This window comes from Actinosynnema sp. CA-299493 (genome assembly GCF_050946825.1).
Classification (GTDB): Bacteria; Actinomycetota; Actinomycetes; order Mycobacteriales; family Pseudonocardiaceae; genus Actinosynnema.
The window spans coordinates 5372204-5387590 of record NZ_CP191993.1; the positions used below are offsets into that span (position 1 = coordinate 5372204).

Genomic DNA, 15387 nt, shown 5'->3' on the forward strand with positions numbered 1-15387 from the left:
AAACGCTTTCCACCGGCGGCACACCGATCACAGCACAGCTACCGCCCCCTGGCAACGCCCGCCTTGGGCGCGCCACCCCGGTTCACCCCAGGTCGGACCTAGTGGTCATCCGTCTCGTCCGCGAGGTCGACGTCGGCGAGGTCGTCCACACCGACCACGTCACCGCCGTTGAACACCACCACCAGACCCAGCTCGGTGAAGCCGGGCACGCGGCACTCGGCGAACCGGACCAGCCAGTCCCGGCCGGGGTGGAAGGTGAACTCCGGGTCGGCCACGGCGTCCGGCTCGTAGCCCGGGTGGTCGCGCAGGTGGTCGGCCACGGCCTCCCGGGCGGCGGCGAGCAGCCGTTCCCGGTCACCCAGGACCGAGCCGATGAACGGCAGGTCGAGGTCGTCGGTGGCGGCGGGTTCCTCCACCAGCACGCTCACCGACGTCCCGGCGGCGGTCGTGTTCCAGCACGCCACACCTTCGGGGGTGTGGTCCACCGGGGTCAGTTCGCCGAAACCGGGAATCGTGATCGTCACCGGGCGATCCTATGCGCCGCTCCCGGGTCCGACCGGAACCGGGCCACCGGGTGCGGCAGAACCGGTCGCCAGGTCCCTTGACTGCGGCACGGCGGTGAAGTTCTCTGTGGGAGAGCGCTCTCCGAGAGTTTGTCGACGATCCGCGGCCGGCGGCACACCGGCCGCGGGTCACCCCTGCCTGGAGTCGCCATGCCCGAAGCTCCCGCCCGGCGCCGCCGCCGGGTCCTGCCCCTGCTCGCCGTCCTCACCGCCCTCATCGCCGGGCAGCTCGTCGCCTCGGTCGAGGCGAGAGCCGCCGGAGTCCTGCTCTCCCAGGGCAAACCGACCACCGCCTCGTCCGCCGAGAACGCGGGCACCGCCGCCTCCGCCGCCACCGACGGCAACGCGGGCACCCGCTGGTCGAGCGCGTTCGCCGACCCGCAGTGGTTGAGCGTCGACCTGGGCGCGTCCGCGACGCTGGACCGCGTGGTGCTGACCTGGGAGGCCGCCTACGCGACCGCGTTCCAGCTCCAGACCTCGGCCGACGGCGTCACGTGGACCACGGTCCACACCGCCGTGAACGCCGCCGGTGGCACGCAGAGCATCCCGGTCACCGGCGCCGGCCGGCACGTGCGGCTGTTCGGCACGGCCCGCGCCACCGGCTACGGCTACTCGTTGTGGGAGTTCCAGGTCTACGGCACCACCGGTGGCACCACCACCGGTCGGCCGATCTCCGAGTACAAGCAGGTCGCGGCCTCGACGTGGGAGGGCGGCAACGCGCCCGCCGCCGCGCTGGACGGCCGCGCGAACACCCGGTGGTCCAGCCAGTTCGCCGACAACCAGTGGCTGCGGGTCGACTTCGGCGGCGTCGCCGCGGTCAACCAGGTGGTGCTGAACTGGGAGGGCGCGTACGCGAAGGGGTACCGGCTCGAACTGTCGAACGACGCGGTGAACTGGACGCAGGTCTACGCGACCACCACCGGCGCGGGCGGCACGGAACGGCTCACCGTCGGCGGCACGGGCCGTTACCTGCGGTTGTTCGCCACCACGCGCGCCACCGGCTACGGCGTCTCGCTCTGGGAGTTCCAGGTCTTCGGCACCGTGGACACCTCGGCGGCCACCCCGACGCTGCTGTCGCCGCCGACCAAGGCGCCGGCGGTGACGGGCCGGTTCGCGCTGTCCGCGCCCGCCGACCAGGCGATGATCACGTCCACCCGGCGTCCGGCGTTCTCCTGGGCCGCCGTGCCGGGCGCGGTGCGCTACCAGGTCTGGCTCAACGTCAGCCGCACGGACTACGACTTCACCGCATCGGGCAACCTGATCGACCTCTACACCAAGGTCGCCGAACCCACGGGTACCAGTTACACACCGTCGTGGGACATCGCGGACCGGTGGACGTACAAGTGGTTCGTGGTCGCGGTGGACGGCTCGGGCTCCACCAGCGCGTCGAACATCCGCACGTTCAGCGTGTACGTGCCGACGGTGACCTCGGTGGACGACGGCGTGCGGGTGGTGAACGGCAGCCGTGACCTGAACAAGAACGGCGCGATCGAGCCGTACGAGGACTGGCGGCAGCCCGTGGAGACGCGGGTGAACGACCTGCTCGGTCGGATGACGATCGAGGAGAAGGCGTACCAGCTGTTCTACAACGCGCAGCAGTTCCCCCGTTCGGGGTGGCACTTCGGTCCGGCGGAGGCGCAGGACCTGCACGCCGCGTTGCTGGGGTCGAGCGGCACGCGGCTCGGCATCCCGTTCGTGTCGGCGGGCGACACCATCGCCGGGTACAAGACGACGTACCCGTTGCAGAGCGCGTTGGCGGCGGCGCGGAACTACCCGTTGGACTACAAGCTCGGCGACATGCAGCGGCGCGAGCAGCTGGAGGTCGGCGCGCGCGGTGTGCTGGGGCCGTTGGCCGAGGTGGGCACGAAGGTGCTGTACCCGCGCATCCAGGAGGGCAACGGTGAGAGTTCCGAGGTCGCGGCGGCGCAGGTCCGGGCGCTGGTGGCCGGGTTGCAGGGCGGGCCGGAGCTGAACCCGGCATCCGTGCTGGCGACCGTGAAGCACTGGCCGGGCGAGGGCGCGGGCGGCGAGGCGTTGATCGTGTACGACGCCGTGACGATCAAGTACCACGTGGCGCCGTTCCGGGCGGCGATGGAGGCGGGCGCGGTCAACATCATGCCGGGTTACGCCGGCAGTTCCCTGCTCGACCCCGGCGGTCCGGGCGCGGGCGACAGCGCGAAGATCCTCGCGTACCTGCGGCAGAACCTCGGGTACACCGGGCTGATCACGACCGACTGGCTGCCGTCGGGCTCGTGGGTGGGCGCGGCGAACGCCGGTTCCGACGTGATGGGCGGCGCGGACCCGGGTGCGGCCGGGTTCACCATCGGCGGGTTCACCTCGGCGGTGCCGGCGGCGCGGATCGACGACGCGGTGCGGCGGGTGCTGCGGCTGAAGTTCAAGCTCGGGATCTTCGAGAACCCGTACGGCGACCCGGTGAACGGGCCGTACCGGTTCCACAAGCCGGAGTACGCGGCGTTGGCGAACCAGGCGTCGCGCGAGGCGATGACGTTGTTGAAGAACACCAACGGCGTGCTGCCGGTGCGGCTGAACCGGGGTGACAACATCGTGGTGGCCGGTCCGCGTGCCGACGACACGGCCGCGTGCTGCATCTGGACCAGCTACTTCCACCAGGAGTACGGCTCGCAGACCATGCTGGAGGCGATCCGCGCGCGTGCCGCGCAGGCGGGGGTGAACGTCCACAAGGACACCGGGCCGTCACCGAAGCTGGCGATCGTCGCGGTGGGCGAGACCTCGTACACCCACGCGACGAGCTGGCCGAAGGAGCAGCCCTACCTGCCGCCGGACCAGTTGGCGCTGATCCAGGACTTCCAGCGCCAGGGCATCCCCGTCGTGGTCGCCCTGGTCCTCCCCCGGCCCTACGTGATCACCGAGTGGCACAACCTGGCGAGCGCGATCGTCGTGACCTACCGCGGCGGTGAGGAGATGGGTCCGGCCCTGGCCTCCCTCCTCTTCGGCGACTACACGCCGACCGGCAAGCTCCCGTGGCAGCTCCCCCGTGCCCTGACCGACGTCCTCCGCCCCGGCGGCACCGACACCCCGGCCGACGCCACCGAGCACTGGGACCTCCCGTACGACCTGGGCGCCACGGCCGCCGAACGTGCCGACATCCGCGCCCGCATCGACTCGGGCGCCCCGCTCCCCTCCACCTACGGCAACCCCCTCTACCCCTTCGCCTCCGGCCAATCCACCTTCTGACCCCCGCGAGAGTCCTACGTCCAGGTCGCGAGAGTCCTACGTTCGGAACACCCGAGTTCAACGCTCAGCACAAGATCAACCGTGCTGAGCGTTGAACTCGGGGTGCCTGAACGTAGGACACGCGCGTTCTGAACGTAGGACTCTCGCGTTGTGAACGTAGGACTCTCGGGGTGGGAGGCGGTCAACGGTCAAGACGGTCGCCCGGCCGGCGGCGGCGGACTGCTGCCCGGCACGACCAACCCGCTCTGGTACGCCGCCGCGATGGCCTGGGCGCGGTCGCGCAGCCCGAGCTTCATCAGGATGCGCCCCAGGTGGGTCTTCACCGTCGCCTCCCCCACCACGAGGTGCGCGGCGATCTCCGGGTTCGACAACCCGTGCGCCACGAGCACCATCACCTCCCGCTCCCGCACCGTCAGCTCGCGCATCTCCGCCGACGTCGGCAGCTGGTGGCGCGGCCGGGCGGCGAACTCCCGGATCAGTCCTTTCGCGACGGTCGGGTCCAGCCACGCCTCGCCGGACGCCACCGTGCGCACCGCGTCGACCAGCTCGCGCGGCACCGCGTCCTTGAGCAGGAACCCGGTCGCACCGGCCCGCAACGCCGCGTACACCGCCTCGTCCACGTGGTACGTCGTCAAGATGATGATCTTGGTGGCGTGGTCGCCGCCCGCCGGGTCCGCCGCGATGATCCGCCGCGTGGCCTCGACCCCGTCCACGCCGGGCATCCGCACGTCCATCAGCACCACGTCCGGGTGCAGCTCCGCGACCCGCGCCACCGCGCCCGCGCCCTCGTCCGCCTCGGCCACCACCTCGATGTCCGGCTCGGCGTCGAGCAGCATCGCCAACCCCGCCCGCACCAACGGCTGGTCGTCCACCAGCATCACCCGGATCACCGGCGTTCCCGCACGGGCTCGCTCGCCACCGGACCGGCGACCGGCAGCACGGCCGTCACCCGGAACCCGCCGGCCCACACCGGCTCGGCCGTCAACCGCCCGCCCACGATCGCCAGCCGCTCCACCAGCCCGGCCAGGCCGTGGTTCGTGGACAGCGCCCGCTCCGGCCGCCTGCCCCGACCGTCGTCGGTGACCTCCACGGTCAGCTCGTCCGCATCCCACCTCAGCCGCACGTCCACCTCCGCGCCGGGCCCGACGTGCTTGGTCACGTTGGTCAACGCCTCCTGCACCACCCGGTACGCGGCGAGGTCGACGCTGGCCGCCAACCGGCGCGGCTCGCCGTCCACCCTCGTGTGCACCCGCACCCCGGCCGCCGCGATGGTGCCGACCAGGTGCTCGACGTCGGCCAGCCCCGGCTGCGGCCGGCCGGTCACCCCGTCGCCCGACCCGTCGTCGTCGCTCAGCCGCAACGCCGTCAGCATCCGCCGCAGCTCGCCCATCGCCTGCTCGCCCGCCTCCTCGATGTGGCCGAGCGCGTGCCCGACCCGCACCGGGTCGCTGTCGAGCACCCGCCGCGCGCCCGCCGCCTGCAACACCATCACGGTCACCGAGTGCGCCACGATGTCGTGCAGTTCGCGCGCGATGCGGGTGCGCTCGCCCAGCACCGCCTCGTGCGCCTCCACCCGGCGGCGGAACTCCAGGTCCTCGGCGTGCTGCCGGCTCAGCCGCGCCGACCGCCCGCCGGTCCACACGCAGCCGTACACGAGCAGGTAGAACACCAGCGTGGCGTAGGTGGCGACCAGCCGCGCCTCGGGTGGTCGGGACGCGGCCTGCCACAGCCCGGCCAGCACGGCGAGCACCGAGCACGCGAGCAGCGCGCCGGCCGACACCTTCAGCTGCCCGTGCAGCGCGACGGCGAACAGCGCCAGGGCGGGGATCGCGGTGGGCTGGAACTCCAGCTCGCTCATCGGCGTGACGAGCACCGCCCACACCCAGACGACCGCGAACGCCGACACCGGGTGCCTGCGCCGCGCCAGCAGCGCCGTGAAGGCGACCGCGACCAGGGCGACGAACAACCACAGCCCCGCGCCCTCGGGCGTGCCGCTGCTGACGTCCGAGAACAGGAAGACGTCGACCAGGGTGGCCGAGGCCGCCAGGGCGACGTCGACCGCCGTGGCGCGGGACAACCGCGGTGGCCGTCCCCCGCGGTCCATCAGACGGATTCCGTCGGACGCGTCGGGAGGTCGCTGCCCGCCGCGGGCGCCACGCCCGGTGCGGCCGGGCGCACGTTGGAACCGGACACTGTTCCTCCCCTTGGCGCGTTGTCCCGTGTTCGGCGCGCACGCATTTCCACGCGCCGAGAACAATGAGACCACCCCCTCTCCGACATATCGTCCACCCTGCGTCTGAGCTTGACGATCCCCCTCCGGGCTTACCTCGATCGGGCGACGCAGCACGGGAAAGCGGACATCGCGAATCCACCCGGGGACCGACGTGAAAGCGCACCCCGTTTCCGCATGATTGCCGGTGAAACCAGCAGCCGAACCGGATCAACGGAGTCGCGAGTGTCCACGGAGCCAGTTCCCCGCAGCCACACCAGGGCGTTGTCCGAATGGGAGACGGCGCACTGGAAATCACTGCCCGCCGCCCAGCAGCCGTCGTGGTCGGACCGCCGCGCCCGGTCGTCCCGGGCGAGGCTGGCGCGGATGGCCGGCCTGGTGACGCCCACCGAGGTGGCGGCGCTGCGCGCCGAGCTGGCCGAGGTGGCGGCCGGTCGGCGGCTCGTCGTGCAGGCCGGCGACTGCGCCGAGCCGTTCGCCGAGTGCGGTCCGCGCCACGTGACGCCCAAGGCGTCGCTGGTGGACCGGCTGGCCAGGGCCCTCGGCGGCGACGGGCGGCCCGCGGTGCGGGTCGGCCGGATGGCCGGGCAGTTCGCCAAGCCGCGCTCGCGGCCGACCGAGGTGGTCGACGGGGTGGAGCTGCCGGTGTACCGGGGCGACCTGGTCAACGCGCCGCAGGCGAACGGGTGGGCCCGGCGGGCGGACCCGGCCAGGCTCGTCGCCGGCTACCACGCGGCGCGGTCGGCGACGGAGCTGCTGCGGTGGCACCACCCGGCGCTGTGGACGAGCCACGAGGCGCTGGTGCTCGACTACGAGCTGCCGTTGGTGCGCCGGGACGACCGGGGCGTGCCGCTGCTCACCTCGACGCACTGGCCGTGGATCGGCGACCGCACCCGCGACGTCGACGGCGCGCACGTGCGGCTGCTGGCGTCGGTGGCGAACCCGGTGGCCTGCAAGGTCGGTCCCGGCATGCGGCCCGACGAGCTGCGGGCGCTGTGCGAGCGGCTCGACCCGGAGCGCGAACCGGGTCGGCTGACGCTGATCGCCCGCATGGGCGCGGACGCCGCACCCGGGCTGCTGCCGCCGCTGGTGCGCGCGGTCCGCGCGGCCGGCCACCCGGTGATCTGGCTGTGCGACCCGTTGCACGGCAACACGGTCACCGGTCCCGGTGGCCGCAAGGCACGACTGGTCGACACGGTCGTCCGCGAGGTCGCGGCGTTCCGGGCGATCACGCACGCCGCCGGCGGGGTGGCCGGCGGCCTGCACCTGGAGACCACGCCGGACCAGGTCGAGGAGTGCGGTTGGGACGACTTCCCGACCGGCTCGTACGAGAGCCTCTGCGACCCCCGGCTCAATCCCGGACAGGCGCTCGCCGTGGTCGCGGCGTGGCGTTCGGTCCGACTCTGAGGGGAGAAACCATTGCGTGGCAATGTCATCGTGACGACGCCGTGCACGTTCCGGTCGGCGGAGGGCTTCGCCGACCTGGCGGGCGACACCGTGTTGGGGGCCGTCCGGCACTCGACCGGTGGCGGCCCACCGCGGTGGGAGCACGGCCTGCCGGTCCTCCCGCTGCACATGGTGCGGCCGGGTGAGCCCGAGATCGTGGAGGTCTGGCACACCGGGGGTGGTGTGGTCCGGACCGGCGAGCACAAGGGGCTGATCTACGCGCACGACGGCGAGGTGTTGTTCTGCGCGGGGTGGATCGGGCCGTCGGCGGACTGCGAGGAGGCGACGCGGCAGGCGTACGTGGCCGCGTTCGAAGTGGTCGAGGAGCTGGGCTACCCGAACGTGTACCGCATGTGGAACATGCTCGACGGCATCACCGGGCGCAGCGCGCGCGGGACCGAGGTGTACCGGGACTTCTGCGTCGGCCGGGGCAAGGCGTTCGACCAGTTCGGCCACGCCATGCCGGCGTCGACCGGCATCGGCTCGCTGGGCGACGGCGTCGCGTTCTACTTCCTGGCGCACCGGTCGCACGCGGCCGTGCACCTGGAGAACCCGTTGCAGGTGCCCGCGCACGAGTACCCGGAGCAGTACGGGCCGAGGCCGCCGAGCTTCGCCCGGGCGACGTACCTCAAGCCGGAGCGGGGTCGGGGCTCGCTGTACGTGTCGGGCACCGCGAGCATCCTCGACCACGCCACCGTGTCGCCCGGCGACGTGGCGCGCCAGGTCCAGGTGACGCTGGCCAACATCGCCGCGCTCATCGGCGCGGACAACCTCACCGGGCACGGGATCGAGGGCGGTCACCGCCTCGATGACCTGCGCGCGATCAAGGTCTACGTCAAGCGCCCCGAGGACGTGCCGATCGTGACGCGGCTGTGCCGCGACGAATTCTCCCGGCGCGCGGACATCGCGGTGTTCACCGTCGACGTCTGCCGCCCGGACCTGCTGGTCGAGATCGAAGGGATGACACCGTGAGCCGAGAGGGAGCACCCATGCCGAACACGTCGGTCCTGGCCGAGCCGGAGGCCGTCCACGTCCTGGTGGTGACCGACGGGACGGCGAGCTTCGACCGGGCCGACTTCGGCCTGGCCACGCTCGTGGACGTGCTGTCGACACCGCCCGGGCCGTGGGTCCGGTTCGAGGTGACGCGGGCGCACCGCGAGGAGAACCTGCCCGCCCTGTCCGCGGACCTCCCGGGCTTCCGGTTCGACGGGCACGACCTGGGCCGCTACGACCAGATCTGGTTGTTCGGCGTGGCCCGCGCGCCCCGGCCGCCGCTGGAGCAGACCGAGCTGCGGGCGTTGGCCGAGTTCATGGACGGCGGCGGCGGCGTGTTCGCCACCGGCGACCACGAGGACCTGGGCGTGTCCCTGTGCGGCGACCTGCCGCGCGTGCGGAGCATGCGCAAGTGGCACTGGCCGGACCCCGGCCCCCGCGGCGAGCCGGTCGCGCCGTCGATCGACGGGCCCGACCGCAACGACACGCTGTCGGAGGGCCACGACCCGCTGTTCCAGCTCAACGACCAGTCCGACGACATCCCGCAGACCATCACGCCGCGGATGTACGCGACGTCGGACTCGCCGAAGTGGGCGCACCAGGGCTACCCGCACCCGCTGCTGTCCGGGCCGCGCGGCACGATCCGCGTGCTGCCGGACCACCCGCACGAGGGCGAGTGCTCCGTGCCGGACGACCTCACCAGGTCGTTCACCTTCGACGGGTACGAGACGACCGAGTACCCGGCCGGGCTCGCGCCGGAGGTCGTGGCGTGGTCCACGCTCAAGGCGCGGGCCGCGGACCGCGACCCGCGCAAGGGACGGCTGGACGCGAGCACGTTCGGCGCGATCGGCGCCTACGACGGGCACCGGGTCGGCGTGGGCCGGGTGGCGGTCGACGCCACGTGGCACCACTTCTTCAACGTCAACCTGGTCGGCGATCCGACCGTGCCGAACGACCCGGTCAAGAGCGTCGGGTTCGCCGCCTCGGCGGCGGGTCGGGCCGCGTACGAGGAGATCAAGGCCTACTTCCGCAACATCGCGGTGTGGCTGTCCCGCCCGGCCACCCAGGAAGCCATGTGGTGGCGCGCGGTGTGGGCGACGCGCTGGCACCACCAGGTGGCGATGGACCTGCGGCCGGCGCTGATGGGCACACCGGAGGCCCTGGACCTGGCGGAGCTGCTGCGGATCGGCGTGGACGCCCGCCAGGTGCTCACGGCCACCGTCACCCGGGCGGACGCGTTGCAGTGGGCCGGCCGGTACGGGGTGGGCGCGGTCGACGCGGGCCTGTGGGAGGCGGTCCGGCCGCAGCTGGACCCGTGGCAGCCGCGATCGGGTGACGAGGAGGCGGGGCACCTGCCGAACCTGGTGATGTCGCTGCTGCCGGAGCTGGTGCTGGACGCGGTGCTCGGCGCGGTCGTGTACGCGGTGGCCGCGGCGTTCCCGGAACCGACCGGGGAAGCCCGCGACCGGGCGGCGGGCGTCGAGTGGGCGCTGACGGTGCGCCCGTACCTGGACCGGGCGCTGGACGTGGTCGCCGAGCAGGTCCAGCGGACGGACACGCGGTTGCGGTCGCTGGGCGACACGCTCACGACCGCCCGCCGGTCCGGCGACTGATCCGAACCACCGGTCCGGCGACTGATCCGAACACTGGTCCGGACCACGACGAGGGGGGAATGACGGATGACCGAGGAGCTGACCGGTGCGCCGAAGACCGACCACGCGCCGCCCGCGCGCACGACGTTGCTCGACACGGCGTCACGGGCGGTGGACGGCCTGCTCGACCGGAGCGTTCCGCTGCTGCGGATCGCCTTGGGCGTGGTGTTCGTGTGGTTCGGGGCGCTGAAGGTCGCGGGCGCCTCGCCGGTGCGCGACCTGGTCGCCGACACCGTGCCGTTCCTGCCCGCGTCCTGGTTCGTGCCGGTCGTCGGCGTGGTCGAGGTGCTGGCCGGGCTGGCGCTGGTCGTGGCGGTCCAGGTGCGGCTGGTCGCGGCGCTGATCTCGCTGCACCTGCTCGGCACGTTCCTCGTGCTGGTGGTGCAGCCGGCGCTGGCGTTCCGCGACGGCAACCCGCTGCTGCTCAGCGTCACCGGTGAGTTCGTGCTGAAGAACCTGGTGCTGCTGGCCGCCGCGCTCGTGGTCGCACGGCACCACCGCCGACGGCGCTGAGACGCCGTCCCGCCCGCCGGTCGGTCAGCTCTGAGGGGTGCTGACCGGCCGGCGGCGGTCGTGCGCGGCCCTCAGGACACCGTCGGGCTCGCCGCGTCCGTCGCCCTGGTGTAGGTCAGGCAGTTGGCGGCGTGGTCGCCCTGTCCGGGCCCGACGCGCACGCCGGACGCGGTGCACTCCAGCTCGGCGTTGTGGACGCAGTCGGTGCGCGAGCACGCGCCGACCTGCGCGACGACCTTCGGCAGGCCGCCCTTCCGGGCCAAGGGGATGAACGTTCCGCAGTCGGCCGCGCCGTTCGCACCGCTCACGGTGATCGCGAAAGCGTGACAACCGTCGTGGTTGTACGAACAACCCGTGACGGTGCACGAGCTGACGGCCGGCATTTCCGTGGTGGTCATGACCGCTCCTTCGAGGCCGTACTTCTCCTGACCGAGGACGTTGCCACCAACCATCCCTCCCCGCAACACGAAATCATTGAGGGGAGCCTAACCTAAATGCTCGCGCACCTATTCGAAACGGCGTGGGGAAATGCGTTTCCGATAGTCCGCGTCACGGCGTGACCGCGATGTTCGTCAGGCCGTTCAGCGCCCGCGTCACGGTGTTCGACGCGTGCACCGCGTTCGGCGTGCCGGCGCACTTCGACGTGGAGGTGATCCGGATCGCGTACTGGCCGACGCCGCCGAGGTCGGAGCGGTTGTCCCGCCACGCGTTGCCGCACCCGTTGGGGAACGACGGCGTGGTCACCGGGTTGTGCGTCTCGTAGCCGTTGGCGAACACGCCCGGCGCGGCGAACGTGCCGGTGTTGCCCTCGATCGTGTAACCGATGCCCTTCACGTCGACCCACGAGTCGGCCGAGTTCTGGCCCGAGATCCCGGCGCCGTCGAACGCGTTGCCCCGGATCACGCCGTCGAACGTGCCTTCCTTGACGTCCACGTGCTCGGCCGTGACGCCCGGCCCGATGCGATTGCCCAGCACCCGCACCCGGTCGCTGCGGTCCACGCCGCCGGAATTGCCGTGGCAGGACCAGTTCGAATTGGCCGACCCGAGGTAAACCGCCTCGCCGTAACCCGGCTGCGCCAGTCCCGTGTGGCTGATCGCGGAATCCCGCAGCACGCCGTCCGCCGACGACCGCCGGAAGTGCACGCCTTCCTCGTCCACGTGGTGCACGTGCACGCGGTCGATCACGGTGTGGTGCGAGTTGTCGACGACGATGCCCTTCTTCGACTCCCGCACGGTGAACCCGGCCAGGTTCCAGTGCGGCGCGTCGTGCAGCCACAGCCCGTAGCCGGGATCCCAGCCCGGCGTCGGCGTCGGGCAGTCCGGCGCGGACCCCGACGGGCCGTCGTTGACCAGCACCGCGTCCGCCGGACCGGTGAGCGTGACCGGAGCGGCGGCCGTGCCCGGCCGGGTGATCGCGAACGAACCCCGGTACACGCCGGCGGCCATCCGGATGGTCTGCCCCGGCACGGCGGCGGCCAGCGCCGCCTGGAGCTGCGCCGCCGTGGACACCTCCACGGCGGACCCCGGACCGGCGCCGGTCGTGGCGACGACCTCGGCGCTCGCGCCGGACACGTTGCCCGCCGCGTCACGCGCCCGCACCGCGAACGCGTACGCGGTGCCCGGCAGCAGGCCGTCGACCGTCACCGCGGCGGACGTCGCCGACGCGACCACGGTCGTGCCGCGCAGCACCTCGTAGTCGACGACACCCACGTCGTCGCTCGACGCGCCCCACGCCAACGACACCGAACCCGCCGTCACACCCGTCACCCGCGGACTCCCGGGAACGGTGGGGGCAGACGTGTCCGGGGCCGGACCACCGCCGTCGCACGGCGCGCCGGCCACCGTGCAGCCGATCGGCAGGCCGAGGCCGGACACGGTGAACCCGAAGCTCGCCGTGCCGCCGGGAGGGACGCGGCCGTTGAACGCCGCGTTGGCGAACCGGTGGCGCTGCCCTTCCCGCGTGAGCACGGAGTTCCACGCGTTGGTCACCGACGACCCCGGCGGCAGGTCGAACTCCACCACCCAGCCGGAGCTCTCCACGTCGCCGGCGTTGGCCAGCACCACCTGCCCGCCGTACCCCGTGCTCCACACCGACGACCGGCTGAACGCGGCGGACAGCTCCGCCCCGACCGCCCGCGCCGGGCCGACGAGCACTCCGACCAGGCAGGCGAGCGCGACGCCCACCGCCATCAGGCGCTTACCCATGCGACAGCTCTCCTCGGTCTCCGGCGGCGGCCGTGAGTCGACCTCTGGCTACCACGTCGGCGGCGGGTAGTCGAGACCTCCACCCCACCGGCGCAGTCGGGACCGGTCACCTCTCACCGCGCCGGCTCGTCCACCGGGTAGACGACCGGGAGGGGACCGATGCGCGACGACCTGGCGGACCGATTCGAGGCGCACCGCGGGCACCTGCGCGCGGTCGCCCACCGGATGCTGGGCTCGCTGCCCGAAGCCGAGGACGCCGTCCAGGAGACCTGGTTGCGGCTGGGCCGGGTCGACGCCGACGGGATCGACAACCTCGCCGCCTGGCTGCGCACCGTCGTCTCCCGCGTGTGCCTGGACGTGCTCCGCCACCGCCGCTCCCGCCGCGAGGACGTCGTCGACCAGGTGCCCGACCTCCCCTCCGACGACGACCCCGAGACCGAGGCGGTGCTGGCCGACTCGATCGGCCGGGCGCTGCTCGTCGTCCTCGACGCGCTCGGGCCCGCCGAACGCGTCGCGTTCGTCCTGCACGACACGTTCGCCGTGCCGTTCGAGCGGATCGCGCCGATCGTCGGCCGCAGCACGGCCACCACCAAGAAGCTCGCCAGCCGCGCCCGGCACAAGGTCCGCGGCGCCACCGCGCTCCCCGGAGCCGAGATCACCCGCCACCGGCACGTCGTGGACGCCTTCCTCACCGCCGCGCGCGCCGGCGACTTCGACGCGCTGCTCGCCGTGCTCGACCCCGACGTCGTCCGCCGCGCCGACCCCGCCGTCCGGCCACCCGGCGCGGCGGCCGAGATCCGCGGCGCGCACGCCGTCGCCGCCGAGACCGTCGTCCTCACCGCCAACGCGCGCCACGCCGAACCGGCCCTCGTGGACGGACGCGTCGGCATCGTCGTCGCACCGGCCGGGCGGCTCCGGCTCGTCCTCGTCGTCACGGTCCGGGCCGACCGGATCGCCGCCTACGACGTCATCGCCGACCCCTCCCGCCTGCGGCGACTCACGATCGCGATGCCGGCCGACTTTTATCGTGACTTGAATCAAGTGCGCTAGTAAGGTCGGCCCCGGCTGCCAGACCGGTGAAAGGACCCCACGTCCATGCCGTCCCCCGCACCATCACGACACGCGTCCACCCGGTGGGGCGCCGCAGGCCTCGCCCTCGCCACGGTGGCGGCCGGCCTCGCGGTGGCCGTCGCCACCGCGCCGGCGGCACAGGCCACCGCCCTGCCCAACGGCTTCAAGAGCGTCGGCTACCTGCCGTCGTGGGCAGGCAGCGTCAACGCCGTCCAGTACACCAAGCTCACCCACGTCAACTACGCGTTCGCCCTGCCCAACGCCAACGGCACGCTCCAGGCCATCCCCGACCCGGGCAAGCTCTCGTCCCTGGTCACCCTGGCGCACGACAACGGCGTGCGCGTCTCCCTCGCCATCGGCGGCTGGAACGACGGCAACGACTCGGCGTTCGAGGCCCTGGCCGCCAACGCCACCAGCCGCACCACGTTCGTCAACGCCGTCGTCACCGCGGTCAACCAGTACAACCTCGACGGCGTCGACATCGACTGGGAGTACCCCGACCCCGGCGCGTCGGCGACCAACTTCACCGCCCTCATGGGACAGCTCAGCACCGCCATGCACAGCCGGGGCAAGCTCCTCACCGCCGCGGTCGTGTCCGGCGGCGGCACCGCGGAAGGCGTCCAGACCGCCGTGTTCGGCCAGGTCGACTGGCTCAACATCATGGCCTACGACGGCGGCAGCCCGCACGCCAACTACGACTGGTCCATCGGCGCCGTCAACTACTGGAAGTCGCGCGGCCTGCCCGCCGCCAAGGCCGTGCTCGGCGTGCCGTTCTACAGCAGGCCGAACTACTACACCTACGCGCAGCTGGTCGCCATGGACCCGGCCAACGCCAACCGCGACTGCGTCACCGTCAGCGGCGTGCAGCAGTGCTACAACGGCGTGCCCACGATCAAGCGCAAGACCCAGTGGGCCACGGCCAACGCCGGCGGCGTGATGAACTGGGAGCTGTCGCAGGACACCACCGGCGCCACCTCCCTGGTCAGCGCCATCTACGACACCGTCATGGGCGGCACGACCCCACCCGGCCGCACCGGTCCCATCACCGGCATCGCGGGCAAGTGCGTCGACGTGGCCGGCGCGTCGTCCGCCAACGGCACCGCGATCCAGCTCTGGACGTGCAACAGCACGACCGCGCAGAGCTGGACCGTCGCCGGCGACGGCTCGCTGCGCGCCCTGGGCAAGTGCCTGGACGTGACCGGCGCCGCCACCGCCAACGGCACCACCACCCAGCTGTGGGACTGCAACGGCACGGGCGCGCAGAAGTGGCAGGCCGCCTCCGACGGCACGCTGCGCAACCCCGCCTCGGGCCGCTGCCTCGACGCCACCGGCCCCAGTTCGGCCGACGGCACCCGGCTCCAGCTCTGGGACTGCTTCGCGGCCACCAACCAGGTCTGGCGACTCCCCGCCTGATCCGACGCGGACACGGCCCGTTCCCCTGCGGAGCGGGCCGTGTCCCGTGGAGCGGGCCGTGTCCCGCTTGCCTGCGGCACGGTCA

General features: G+C 72.7%; 12 protein-coding genes. 7 read left to right on the forward strand and 5 right to left on the reverse strand.

All coding sequences use genetic code 11. From position 1 onward, the window contains the following. Positions 1-98: 98 nt before the first annotated feature. A complete protein-coding gene (locus ACQPYE_RS22370) occupies positions 99-524 on the reverse strand; it encodes a hypothetical protein (protein ID WP_498714150.1) in 426 nt (141 codons plus the stop codon). 189 nt (positions 525-713) lie between these two features. Here ACQPYE_RS22370 and ACQPYE_RS22375 point away from each other — a divergent pair, with 189 nt between their 5' ends. After that, positions 714-3779: a discoidin domain-containing protein gene (locus ACQPYE_RS22375; protein WP_498714152.1), complete on the forward strand. Its 3066-nt coding sequence runs from the start codon at positions 714-716 to the stop codon at positions 3777-3779. A gap of 188 nt (positions 3780-3967) precedes the next feature. Here ACQPYE_RS22375 and ACQPYE_RS22380 read toward each other — a convergent pair whose 3' ends face one another. Both ACQPYE_RS22380 and ACQPYE_RS22385 read right to left on the reverse strand, forming a co-directional pair. Next, positions 3968-4669 carry a response regulator gene (locus ACQPYE_RS22380; RefSeq protein WP_498714153.1) on the reverse strand — a complete coding sequence of 234 codons (702 nt, stop codon included), beginning with the start codon at positions 4667-4669 and terminating at the stop codon, positions 3968-3970. Next, complete coding sequence (locus ACQPYE_RS22385) at positions 4666-5883, reverse strand: sensor histidine kinase (protein ID WP_498714154.1); 1218 nt, start codon at positions 5881-5883, stop codon at positions 4666-4668. The genes ACQPYE_RS22380 and ACQPYE_RS22385 overlap by 4 nt, the downstream gene beginning before the upstream one ends. Positions 5884-6234: 351 nt before the next feature. Here ACQPYE_RS22385 and ACQPYE_RS22390 point away from each other — a divergent pair, with 351 nt between their 5' ends. The 4 genes from ACQPYE_RS22390 (at position 6235) to ACQPYE_RS22405 (ending at position 10613) form a co-directional block, all read left to right on the forward strand. Further along, on the forward strand, positions 6235-7416 hold the full coding sequence (locus ACQPYE_RS22390) for a 3-deoxy-7-phosphoheptulonate synthase (RefSeq protein WP_498714155.1): 1182 nt from the start codon (positions 6235-6237) through the stop codon (positions 7414-7416). A gap of 12 nt (positions 7417-7428) precedes the next feature. Beyond that, complete coding sequence (locus tag ACQPYE_RS22395) at positions 7429-8427, forward strand: FkbO/Hyg5 family chorismatase (protein ID WP_498714156.1); 999 nt, start codon at positions 7429-7431, stop codon at positions 8425-8427. 17 nt (positions 8428-8444) lie between these two features. Then, positions 8445-10061 (forward strand): hypothetical protein, encoded by a 1617-nt coding sequence (locus ACQPYE_RS22400; protein WP_498714157.1) that lies wholly within the window; start codon positions 8445-8447, stop codon positions 10059-10061. 66 nt (positions 10062-10127) lie between these two features. Further along, the gene (locus ACQPYE_RS22405; protein WP_498714158.1) at positions 10128-10613 is read left to right on the forward strand and encodes a DUF417 family protein; all 486 of its coding nucleotides are present in this window, start codon (positions 10128-10130) and stop codon (positions 10611-10613) included. Between the two features lie 71 nt (positions 10614-10684). Here the strand turns inward: ACQPYE_RS22405 and ACQPYE_RS22410 are convergent, their stop codons facing one another. Both ACQPYE_RS22410 and ACQPYE_RS22415 read right to left on the reverse strand, forming a co-directional pair. After that, complete coding sequence (locus tag ACQPYE_RS22410; RefSeq protein ID WP_498714159.1) at positions 10685-11011, reverse strand: DUF1540 domain-containing protein; 327 nt, start codon at positions 11009-11011, stop codon at positions 10685-10687. 151 nt (positions 11012-11162) lie between these two features. Continuing rightward, positions 11163-12818, reverse strand: a complete 1656-nt coding sequence (locus tag ACQPYE_RS22415) for a cellulose binding domain-containing protein (RefSeq protein ID WP_498714160.1) — start codon at positions 12816-12818, stop codon at positions 11163-11165. Positions 12819-12977: 159 nt separating this feature from the next. Here ACQPYE_RS22415 and ACQPYE_RS22420 point away from each other — a divergent pair, with 159 nt between their 5' ends. Beyond that, on the forward strand, positions 12978-13868 hold the full coding sequence (locus ACQPYE_RS22420) for a sigma-70 family RNA polymerase sigma factor (RefSeq protein ID WP_498714162.1): 891 nt from the start codon (positions 12978-12980) through the stop codon (positions 13866-13868). Between the two features lie 45 nt (positions 13869-13913). Further along, a complete protein-coding gene (locus tag ACQPYE_RS22425; RefSeq protein WP_498714163.1) occupies positions 13914-15302 on the forward strand; it encodes a glycosyl hydrolase family 18 protein in 1389 nt (462 codons plus the stop codon). Positions 15303-15387: the final 85 nt, after the last annotated feature.

Excerpts from the sequence above, each read along its gene's own strand:
- ACQPYE_RS22410 (WP_498714159.1), bottom strand. The coding sequence starts at position 11,011 with ATGACCACCACGGAAATGCCGGCCGTCAGCTCGTGCACCGTCACGGGT.
- ACQPYE_RS22400 (WP_498714157.1), top strand. The coding sequence starts at position 8,445 with ATGCCGAACACGTCGGTCCTGGCCGAGCCGGAGGCCGTCCACGTCCTG.
- ACQPYE_RS22420 (WP_498714162.1), top strand. The coding sequence starts at position 12,978 with ATGCGCGACGACCTGGCGGACCGATTCGAGGCGCACCGCGGGCACCTG.
- ACQPYE_RS22375 (WP_498714152.1), top strand. The coding sequence starts at position 714 with ATGCCCGAAGCTCCCGCCCGGCGCCGCCGCCGGGTCCTGCCCCTGCTC.
- ACQPYE_RS22425 (WP_498714163.1), top strand. The coding sequence starts at position 13,914 with ATGCCGTCCCCCGCACCATCACGACACGCGTCCACCCGGTGGGGCGCC.
- ACQPYE_RS22385 (WP_498714154.1), bottom strand. The coding sequence starts at position 5,883 with ATGGACCGCGGGGGACGGCCACCGCGGTTGTCCCGCGCCACGGCGGTC.
- ACQPYE_RS22405 (WP_498714158.1), top strand. The coding sequence starts at position 10,128 with ATGACCGAGGAGCTGACCGGTGCGCCGAAGACCGACCACGCGCCGCCC.
- ACQPYE_RS22415 (WP_498714160.1), bottom strand. The coding sequence starts at position 12,818 with ATGGGTAAGCGCCTGATGGCGGTGGGCGTCGCGCTCGCCTGCCTGGTC.